We start from the raw sequence: 9,546 nt of genomic DNA, 5'->3' as shown, positions 1-9,546 counted from the left end.
AGCTTGACTTCTCAAACTATCTGCAATAGTCATACCTGAAGCATCATCTGCTGCTTTGTTGATTCTCAAACCTGAACTTAACTTTTCCAAAGAATCTTTAAGATTCCTTTGAGTAACAACTGAATTGACATGTGCATTCATAGCATTTATGTTGGTATTGACCTGGAAAGCCATCTTAGTCTCCTTAAGATAATTTACTTCTAAGTTTTCTTGTCTTGTTGAAAACTAAATCGGCAGTTTTTGGTTTTTTGTTGAAGTTTTATATAAATTTTAGATTCTAATACAAAATAAATTTGCCTATATATAACATATAGAGCGTGCAAATAAGCCTATATAGACATGATCTTACATCACTCCTCAACATTATCATCATTAAAATAAATCGATTATGAAATAAAATCTTTAGGCAAAAGCATCCATTTGTATTAGTAGAAACACAAATGAAATAATCAAACTAAGAAAATTTTCGCCTTATTCAAAATTATGATATTGGCTATAATCAACCCATAATTCAAGGCTGACTTGGGATAATATTGATATTAATGCGCTATTGTTTTTAGCGATAAGGGGTTATTTATAGGTTGAATATTTTTCATAAATTGCTTAACATTTTTAGCAGCTTGACGTATTCTTTTTTCATTTTCAATTAACGCAAATCGAACATAAGAATCGCCTGCATTGCCAAACCCAGCACCCGGACTAACAGCAACTTTCGCCTCCTCTAGCAACCTTTTAGAGAATTCCAGGCTACCCAAATGCTCACACTGCTTTGGAATCCGAGCCCAAATAAACATGCTAGCCTTTGGCATTTGCAATTCCCAACCAGCATTGCCAAAAGATTCAATCATAACTTCCATACGACTTTGATATTTAGCCCTTACACTTAATACCTCATCATCGCATTCATTTAGGGCCACTGTAGCTGCAACCTGCATTGGCGTGTAAATCCCATAATCAATCCAACCCTTAATTTTTTGCAAAGCCTCTATAATGCGTCTATTGCCTGATACAAAACCAATTCTCCAACCAGCCATATTATAACTCTTACTTAGAGTATAGGTTTCTACTGCCACGTCCTTTGCGCCCTCTACCTCAAAAATGCTGGTAGTTTTGAAATCGCCAAAACCTAGCTCCGCATAAGCAATATCACTAATGATATAAAATCTCTCTCTTCTAGCAATCTCTACTAACTTCTCATAGAAGCTTTTATATACCACTACAGTTGTTGGATTATGTGGAAAATTAACTACTACAAACTTTGGCTTAGGAAAATTCTCGTATAGAGACTTTTGCAATGAGGCAAAAAATGCAGCTTCATCTAGCTCATAGAACATATTATATTTAATGGGAAAGGTGCTTACATTTGCGCCATTAATGATAAAAGCATGATAGTGAATTGGATAAGCTGGTTCAGGAACTATAGCAAAATCTCCAACATTTGTAATAGCTTGCACCAAATGCACATAGCCTTCTTTACTTCCCATTCCCACACATACTTCTAAATTAGGGTCTAAATCTACGTTAAACCTACGTTTATACCAATCACATAGTCCCAAACGTAGCTTATAAATCCCCTTGCTAACTGAATATCCTTGATTCTTTGGCTTTTTTGCGCTTTCGCATAATTTATCTATTACAATCTGTGGCGGCATGCCATCAGGATTACCCATAGAAAAATCAATAACATCTTCTCCCTTTTGCCTCATATTGAATTTAATTTCATTGATTGCGCTAAATAGGTACTTTGGCAAGCGATTAATCTTGCCAAATGAAATTTCATCAAACATGTTATATCCTTTTATAGTAGATGTGATTATTCTATCTTGTTAGAATGGCTTTTTGTAATTATATGCACAACAATTAACCAAATATTATGGGGTTAGTTTTATTAGTCCCTAAATTAATCTATGAATCCATATTAAAATGTATAATATTCGTAAATTCTTACAAGGATACATATGCAAAGTATATATGTTGGGAATCTTTGTCTTAGTGCATCATGGCAACAGGTTATGGATTTGTTCGCGCAATATGGTGATGTGATTTCAATACGAATTATCAAAAATAGGCAAAAATGTTATGCTTTCATAGAAATGGAACAACATAATGCAGAATATGCTATTCAATCATTAAACGAATTTATGTTTTTAGGGCGAACGCTAAGAGTTGGCTTAGCAAAGAAAGAAAAAGAATAAAATAAATTGCTATATTAAGCATAAAACAATAAAGATTTAGCTAAGAAGTAATACTAAAAACCAATTAATCCTAAATCCAAGCAATATAATAATACCGCTCTAAATTTGATATTATAGATATTGAGATTTAATGACTAATTTGAAAATTTGGGCAATATCAAGCAAAATTACATACAAATTAAAAATAATATGCAATAAAATAGAATCTTTATGTAACCTATTTGATAACACAAATTGCTCAAAGCCTTATTTTAAACTCTCCCTTAGAGTGGAAAATCTTGCTTGATATAATTTTCTTGCTTGAAGTGCCTCTTCCATAGTAATGCTTTTAAATCTAACTTTATGATTTGGTGGTAGTTGTCCCATCTTGTCCAAATCACAGCTAATCACAGTGCAATACATAGCAAACCCACCACCACTTGGAGCATCGCGAAGTAATACAATAGGCTCATTTCCTCCCGGTGCTTGCATAGAGCCAACAGGATAGCATGCATCTGCAATATTGCTAGGATCGCTACCAGCACCAAAAGGCTGTGGAAGATTCCTATATTTAAACTTTCGTCCATTTTTAAAACGATACCCTGTTCTATCAGCCTCACTTGAGACAACAAAAATATCTTCAAATAGACCTTGCAAGGATTCCTCTGTAAGCTTATAATCTTGTAACCCAACAATCACACGCAGAGTTTCTTCTGGCTTTAGGGACACTTTGAACTCATCGCTAAGGCTTCTGCCAACTTCTGGCGCGCTATCAAATCCACCAATAAGCAACTCATCATTGGCTTGAAGCTTTCTACCCTTGTATCCGCCTATGCCTCCAAGCGGATATGTTGATCTAGAATTCATTACAATGGGCACATCAATACCGCCTTTTACACAAATATAAGATCTTGCGCCACCATGCAAAAAGTCAAAGCTTAATTTACCTCCAGCAGGAATCTCTACTACGCTATATGTTGATCTTTTATCTCCATTTACAATTGGCGTCATCTCAGCCCCAGTTATAACAACATAACTTTTTTCGCTAAACTCAAGTATGGGTCCCATGAGTGAAATCTCAAGAGCTGCAGCATTTTCATCATTGCCTAGTAAAAGATTGCCTGCCTTAAAAGAGAGCTGATCAAGAGCACCTCCAGGGGGTATACCTAAATGATAATAACCATATCTTCCAGAATCTTCAACATAAGTAGCAAGCCCGGGCTGAATTACTTTAATACTAGCCATTTAACACCTCCAAAAGCCGTTTATTGTATTGCATTGGGTCTTTCTTCCATTCATTGAGTGAAAAAACTACATTGCGAACCTTTAAGGCAAATGAACCATTTTCTACCTCACGAGCCGCCTTATTATATGCGCCCTCATCACATGGAGAGAATTTAATAATATCTCCGGGATTTAAAAACACCATAGAATCCTTAAAATAAGAAAGTCTCTGCTCTGGATCCCATACAGGAGCCGGAGTAATACCCATCATTTGATAACCGCCTCCACCTCTCACAGCATAAATACAACCAAAGCAACCACCATGCCCGATTGTAAGCTTAGGGGTATCTGTACGTGCAATAAGATATTTTGGCACTTCAATTTGTTTCTGCCTTTCAACAAGCTGATACAACCAAGGAAGTCCTGCAACAAAGCCTATCATACTCACAAACCAAGGATTTTCCGAATGAGATTTAATAAAACTTTGCACAGAATCAAAACCATTAATCTTAGCCGCATACTCAATGTCAGTTGTATTTGGATCAAAATCAGAATCTTTAGCACGAACTTGATGGTTGTTTCTAAATCTCATTAAGGTCTCATGAGTATATGAATCTTGATACCAAACAGGAAACTCTATGATTCTAGTTTCAATCTCTGCATTACTAACACTAATCTCCTCTTCTAGCTCCTTAAGAATATCAAGTGCTTTTTTATAATGCAAAATATCTGGATTAAACCGAATCATAAAAGAGGCATTAGCAGGACAAATCTCTGTAATACCATCAATATTGCGCTCCTTTAGCTTACTGCAAATAGCCATAGCTTGAAAGAATGCCTCTAAACTCATCCCATCTTCACTAACCTCAACATAGAGAAATTCATCTCCGCCAAAGGTATATCTAAACATAATTATCCTCACTTATTTATTAGTATTTTTACTTGCCATCCAAGATTCCAAAAAATTAATATGATAATTGCCTTTTACTACATCACAATCTTGAAATAAATCTTTAAAAAGAGGCAATGTAGTTTTAATTCCATCGATTCTAACCTGCCGTAAAGCACGATTCATCCTTGAAATAGCCATTCCTCTATCTTCATCATAAACAATCAGCTTTGCTACCAAAGAGTCATAAAATGGCGGGACCACCCTACCATTAAACAACATAGTATCAACACGGACTCCAGCACCTGTAGGATAGAAAACTTCACTAATCTTACCTGGACTAGGGAAAAAATTATTTTCAGGATCCTCTGCATTAATACGAATCTCAATAGAGCTGCCTCTAATTTTAATATCTTCTTGTTTAAGACGTAAAGGTTCACCATCAGCAATGCGCAACATCTCGCGCACCAAATCTACACCTGTAATCATTTCAGTAATTGCATGTTCGACTTGGATTCTAGTATTCATTTCAAGGAAATAAAAGCCACTTCTTTCCTCATCATATAAGAACTCTAGTGTCCCAGCACCCTTATAGTTAACAAGCTTTGCAAGTCTTAAAGCACTTTGGCATAGCTCTTCGCGAACTTTATTATTAAGAGTTGGACTTGGTGCTTCTTCTACGATTTTCTGTCTTCTTCTTTGTAATGAGCATTCTCTATCATAGAGATGGATTACATTCTCTCCATCGCCTAAAACCTGCACTTCAATATGCCTTGCCTTAGGAAGATATGCCTCAAGATATAAGCCACCATTGCCAAATGCTGCTTTGGCTTCAGAGCTAGCTATATCAAACTGAACTCTTAATTGTTCAGAATCAGGGACTACTCGAATACCCTTTCCTCCTCCACCTGCTATTGCTTTAATCACCACAGGATAGCCTATTCGTTTGGCTTCTAGAATCGCATCCTCTACATTATCAATAACCTTACTTCCCGGAATGGTTGGAACTCCAGCTTCCTTTGCTTTTAAAATTGCTTGGGCTTTGTCCCCCATTGTTTTAATAATATTATCACTTGGTCCAACAAATATGATTCCAGCCTCTGCCACTTTTCGCGCAAATTCTGCATTCTCACTTAAGAATCCATATCCTGGATGTATTGCATCAACATTTGCTTTCTTGGCTGCCTCAATAACCTTATCCATATCAAGATAACTCTTATGTGCCAGGCTCTCTCCAATATAAATAGAATAATCGGCAAGTTGTGAAGCGAGATTCCCTTTGTCTGCATCAGTATAAATTGCTACTGCTTGCATATCTAGCTCATGAGCGGCTTGAATGATTCTTACGGCAATCTCACCACGATTGGCTATTAAAACCTTGCGTATTCTTCTAGGCTTATACATAAAGCTTACTCCTTTTTAGCATTACGATACTATTGTAGATGCTCACGTATGCAAACTACAAATCACATGAAATTCATACAAGATAAATCATTAGTTATACACTATTCAATCACGAATAAGACATCTCCCGGATTAACAAACTGTTCGTTTTCTGCTTTAATGTCTACGATCTTGCCTTTTGCCCCTGCCTTAATCTCATTAAATGTTTTCATCACTTCTACTAGGCACACAGTAGTATCCTCATTTACTTCACTTCCTATTTCTACAAATGGTGCTGCATCTGGATTTGGTTTACGATAAAATGTTCCTGGTATTGGACTTAAAACTTCTGCCATAATATTTTCCTTATTGTTAATTTATATTTCTAAGCGTTATGAACTACTGGTTTCGTAATAGTGATGCCATTTTTCACTAGTAAATCCCTTGTAGCCTGGATTAACGACAACGCACCCGCTGTATCGCTATGAATACATACAGAATCAAAATCTACCTCAATAGTTTTTCCTGTAACAGACACCACCGTGCCCTCTTTACACGCCTGTAAAACCTTATTAGCTACCTCATCTGACGTATATGCCCTAGCTCTACGAACCATAACAAGATGACCATCATCTCCATAATCCCTATCGCCATAAAACTCTCGGACATAGGGTTGCTTTAGTTCCCTTGCAACATCGCAAGTAACAGTACCTTGCATACAATAAATAGGTAGTTTGGAATCAATCTTTTGCAAAGTCTTTATAAGCAACTCCGAAAACTCCCTATCTTTTGAGGCATGAATGTATAACGATCCATGTGGTTTAAAATGGTGCAATTTGCCACCTTCAAGATTAATAAATTCACGCAATGCACCCAACTGATAAATACAATCATTCACTAACTCATCAGCCTTTGCGACTATATGCCTCCTGCCAAATCCAACTAAATCACGAAAACCTGGATGCACACCAATGGCTACATTATTCTTGATTGCCTGCTGTACAGAATGTCGCATAATGTTTGGATCACTAGCATGGAATCCAGCTGCGATATTGCAACTACTAATAAGCGGCATAATATCATCATCAACTCCATCACCAATAATCCAAGCACCAAAGCACTCACCCATATCGCTATTAAGATCAATTTGCGTCTTCATCAATATACCTTAATTATTAATTTACAACTACTTGTATAAAACATGGTATCAAATTAATTAAGCAATATATTCAAAAATAAGACAAAAATTTTATATATGTGATAAATACTTCTTTATTTATTAGAAATAATATAAAAATATATAATTTTTATTCAATAACTAATTACAAAATATAAAATAAAAATAAAAAATTAAATGTGTATAAAAGTAACATACAAATAAAAATATTTGATATATAAAAACTAGATAATTAATATACTTAATAATATTACAAATTAAAATTTTAATAAGTTACTTATATAAACACTAATATTATACTAGAGTTTATTTGTTACTCATAATAAAATGATAACTAGTATAATTAGCAGATAAAACAAACATAAAAGAAGAAAGCATGTCTTATAACATTTTATTAAGCCCTAGCGAAGAAAAGATTCTAGAATCAAAAGAATACAACCTCACAAATATACAAAATTACAACTCATCTAGTTTTTTATCTCATCTTTGGAAAAATGATGAAATTGAACCACATAGAAGAAATATATATGAAATTTATATAAAGTATATCCAACAAATAAAAAATTCTATGGATTGCAAAATCTTAATAGATCTATATGGAGCAAAGCAATCTAATAGCAAGATTGAATATGAGATTAGCACCATACTATCTAGACACAATAAACATACACAATATCTTATGCCTGCTATATACCGCTACGCTGGAGTAGCCTTTCAAGGCTTAGATTATTCAAATCTGCCACAAAATGCAAAAAATATCATCTTGAATAATGTATTGATATTTAGTAATCTCTTTGGTGCTATCCGTGCCTCTGATATGATTCCATTCTATAAATTAAAACAGGGCAGCAAATTATATAAGCTTAGTCTAAAAGAAGTCTATAATCCTTTTATATCCATATTAGAATCTATACAAAATGAAGTTATTATCGACTTGCGGGCTAATATATATGCAAAAATATGGTCTCCTAAGGATTGCTTGCATTTATTTTTTGAATTCTATAAAAACGGTAAGACTATTAGTCATTATGCAAAGCTTTATCGTGGTAAGATTCTAAGGCTTATTAGTTTGCATTTAAGCAAACTTGATAATGTTAGCAAAAGTGATATTATGGAATTTTTGTTAAATCTTAATAGTGCTGAAATATGCTTTATGGCATGCAAGGAAAAAGCAAATATGCAAATCTTACAATATGAGATTAAATGCTAGATTCTTTAAGGATTATATTTTAGGATACTTAAAACCAATCAACAATACTAACTAATAAGTATATTACTTTGAAATCCAAAAACAAATCCCAAAATTACACAAGCTCAATATGCAGCCCATTGCGCCGAATCTTTCCTTGCAATTCATATTCAAATACAATGTCGCCAAATCTTTGCAATGCCTCTAAGAATAATCCATTATTGCCTGCAAACTCTAATAGCATATCTGCTTTTGGATTATCTTTTCTAATCTCGTCTTTTTTATTGGGACTATATTCTTGATATATATGATTAACAAAAAACTCCAAATTATATATAGCATCAGCTTTTCTAGAATGCAATAACTCTTGTGTACCCAAGCTTTCATTCATTCTGTGCGGCAGAGTAAATAATGGCTTATTTAATGCCACGCAGAGCCTAGCAGACGAGCTAGAACCACTTTGCAAATCAGCTTGCGGGATAATGACTACATCACTTAAAGCTATAATGATTCTATTGCGTTCTAAGAATTGATGCGCTCTTGGCGTTTCGTTATCCTCATACTCACTTAGAAGCAAGCCACTGGAACGAATTTTTTCAAACAAATTCTTATTTTGCTTTGGATAGACCTGATTTAGCCCAACAGGAGAAACCAAGATGCTATTTTTATCGCTATTTTGATGTGCTATACAGTCCGTGCCAATAGCACCGCCGCTAATAATTGCAAAACCTTTTTTAGACAGCTTGCGCGATAACATTGCAGTATAATGTTTAGAGTATTGATTGGGCGATCTTGTGCCAATGATTGCAATAATGGGGCTTTTCAGTAAGTCTAAATTTCCAACAGCAAAAACGCCACGAAAATCCTTATAAATATGTTTGCCTGATAGATTATATTGTTTTGCTATATCTTTGAGACATAACAGGGATTTCATTTGCTTGGGGCTAAAAATCTCCCTTAATTGTAAGGTGTCAAAGAACATACAAACTCTCCAAAGTCTTGTTTAGAATTATGAATTCTAGCATTTGATAAGCATGATTACACTATAATCATTAACGTTTGTGAGGTCGTTCCAAATCAAAGAACGGCAATTAGCACTCATTGATGAAGGTTAAATAAAGAGGATTTTATAAATTTTGCCTCTGTAGCCCTGAATCTCTCCCTTTTCATTCTAACCTTGAGCAAAGCTAGGAATATTTTCTCCTTTTTCATTTTGAATCTTCTTTTTGCCATGTCTTAGATTTTTAAAGAAAGCTAAGAATCTCTAAAGGATTCTAAAAGAGATGCTTCAAATTCTTTCAGTATAACAAAGTAGCGATTCAATATCACTAGGTAATGGTTTAATATAACAAAATAGATTCACAAGCTAAATCATGATAAGATGATAGAAGTTAGCTAAATATGACTAAACAAAGATTCTTTGTCTTTGCCTAAGAATAATGCAAATGCTAAATATAACCTAAATCATGACAAGATGTTAGTTAAATTAGAATCTATAACATGATTGTTT

General features: G+C 34.4%; 10 protein-coding genes. 2 read left to right on the top strand and 8 right to left on the bottom strand.

All coding sequences use genetic code 11. The features are described from left to right. A partial coding sequence (locus tag LS73_RS09265) for a flagellin N-terminal helical domain-containing protein (RefSeq protein WP_459562227.1) occupies positions 1–174 on the bottom strand: 174 nt, incomplete at its 3' end. 365 nt (positions 175–539) lie between these two features. Beyond that, the gene (locus LS73_RS09260; RefSeq protein WP_052089996.1) at positions 540–1,787 is read right to left on the bottom strand and encodes an LL-diaminopimelate aminotransferase; all 1,248 of its coding nucleotides are present in this window, start codon (positions 1,785–1,787) and stop codon (positions 540–542) included. 171 nt (positions 1,788–1,958) lie between these two features. On the opposite strand from LS73_RS09260, the gene LS73_RS09255 reads away from it, so the two are divergent. After that, the gene (locus tag LS73_RS09255; RefSeq protein WP_034559653.1) at positions 1,959–2,195 is read left to right on the top strand and encodes an RNA recognition motif domain-containing protein; all 237 of its coding nucleotides are present in this window, start codon (positions 1,959–1,961) and stop codon (positions 2,193–2,195) included. A gap of 246 nt (positions 2,196–2,441) precedes the next feature. On the opposite strand, the gene LS73_RS09250 is transcribed toward LS73_RS09255, so the two are convergent. The 5 genes from LS73_RS09250 to pxpA all read right to left on the bottom strand — a co-directional run bounded on the left by LS73_RS09250 (position 2,442) and on the right by pxpA (position 6,829). After that, complete coding sequence (locus tag LS73_RS09250; RefSeq protein ID WP_034559650.1) at positions 2,442–3,419, bottom strand: 5-oxoprolinase subunit C family protein; 978 nt, start codon at positions 3,417–3,419, stop codon at positions 2,442–2,444. Continuing rightward, positions 3,412–4,308, bottom strand: coding sequence for a 5-oxoprolinase subunit B family protein (locus LS73_RS09245; protein WP_034559648.1), 897 nt, complete (start codon positions 4,306–4,308; stop codon positions 3,412–3,414). The genes LS73_RS09250 and LS73_RS09245 overlap by 8 nt, the downstream gene beginning before the upstream one ends. Before the next feature lie 12 nt (positions 4,309–4,320). Further along, complete coding sequence (locus LS73_RS09240; protein WP_034559646.1) at positions 4,321–5,691, bottom strand: acetyl-CoA carboxylase biotin carboxylase subunit; 1,371 nt, start codon at positions 5,689–5,691, stop codon at positions 4,321–4,323. A gap of 101 nt (positions 5,692–5,792) precedes the next feature. After that, a complete protein-coding gene (locus LS73_RS09235; protein WP_034559644.1) occupies positions 5,793–6,026 on the bottom strand; it encodes an acetyl-CoA carboxylase in 234 nt (77 codons plus the stop codon). Positions 6,027–6,055: 29 nt separating this feature from the next. Then, positions 6,056–6,829 carry a 5-oxoprolinase subunit PxpA gene (gene pxpA, locus LS73_RS09230; RefSeq protein WP_034559642.1) on the bottom strand — a complete coding sequence of 258 codons (774 nt, stop codon included), beginning with the start codon at positions 6,827–6,829 and terminating at the stop codon, positions 6,056–6,058. Positions 6,830–7,223: 394 nt separating this feature from the next. On the opposite strand from pxpA, the gene yaaA reads away from it, so the two are divergent. Further along, positions 7,224–8,057, top strand: a complete 834-nt coding sequence (gene yaaA, locus LS73_RS09225) for a peroxide stress protein YaaA (RefSeq protein ID WP_034559640.1) — start codon at positions 7,224–7,226, stop codon at positions 8,055–8,057. Positions 8,058–8,151: 94 nt separating this feature from the next. On the opposite strand, the gene LS73_RS09220 is transcribed toward yaaA, so the two are convergent. Further along, complete coding sequence (locus tag LS73_RS09220; RefSeq protein ID WP_052089995.1) at positions 8,152–9,018, bottom strand: DNA-processing protein DprA; 867 nt, start codon at positions 9,016–9,018, stop codon at positions 8,152–8,154. Positions 9,019–9,546: the final 528 nt, after the last annotated feature.

The organism is Helicobacter muridarum (assembly GCF_000765805.2).
GTDB lineage: Bacteria > Campylobacterota > Campylobacteria > Campylobacterales > Helicobacteraceae > Helicobacter_A > Helicobacter_A muridarum.
The sequence above is the reverse complement of the archived record's forward strand: the minus strand, read 5'-3'. Positions and strand labels throughout refer to the sequence as shown.

What these genes read in the sequence shown, in the direction of transcription:
- LS73_RS09220 (WP_052089995.1), bottom strand. Translation starts at nt 9,018, where the DNA reads ATGTTCTTTGACACCTTACAATTAAGGGAGATTTTTAGCCCCAAGCAA.
- LS73_RS09255 (WP_034559653.1), top strand. Translation starts at nt 1,959, where the DNA reads ATGCAAAGTATATATGTTGGGAATCTTTGTCTTAGTGCATCATGGCAA.
- LS73_RS09235 (WP_034559644.1), bottom strand. Translation starts at nt 6,026, where the DNA reads ATGGCAGAAGTTTTAAGTCCAATACCAGGAACATTTTATCGTAAACCA.
- LS73_RS09250 (WP_034559650.1), bottom strand. Translation starts at nt 3,419, where the DNA reads ATGGCTAGTATTAAAGTAATTCAGCCCGGGCTTGCTACTTATGTTGAA.
- LS73_RS09260 (WP_052089996.1), bottom strand. Translation starts at nt 1,787, where the DNA reads ATGTTTGATGAAATTTCATTTGGCAAGATTAATCGCTTGCCAAAGTAC.
- LS73_RS09245 (WP_034559648.1), bottom strand. Translation starts at nt 4,308, where the DNA reads ATGTTTAGATATACCTTTGGCGGAGATGAATTTCTCTATGTTGAGGTT.
- LS73_RS09240 (WP_034559646.1), bottom strand. Translation starts at nt 5,691, where the DNA reads ATGTATAAGCCTAGAAGAATACGCAAGGTTTTAATAGCCAATCGTGGT.
- pxpA (WP_034559642.1), bottom strand. Translation starts at nt 6,829, where the DNA reads ATGAAGACGCAAATTGATCTTAATAGCGATATGGGTGAGTGCTTTGGT.
- yaaA (WP_034559640.1), top strand. Translation starts at nt 7,224, where the DNA reads ATGTCTTATAACATTTTATTAAGCCCTAGCGAAGAAAAGATTCTAGAA.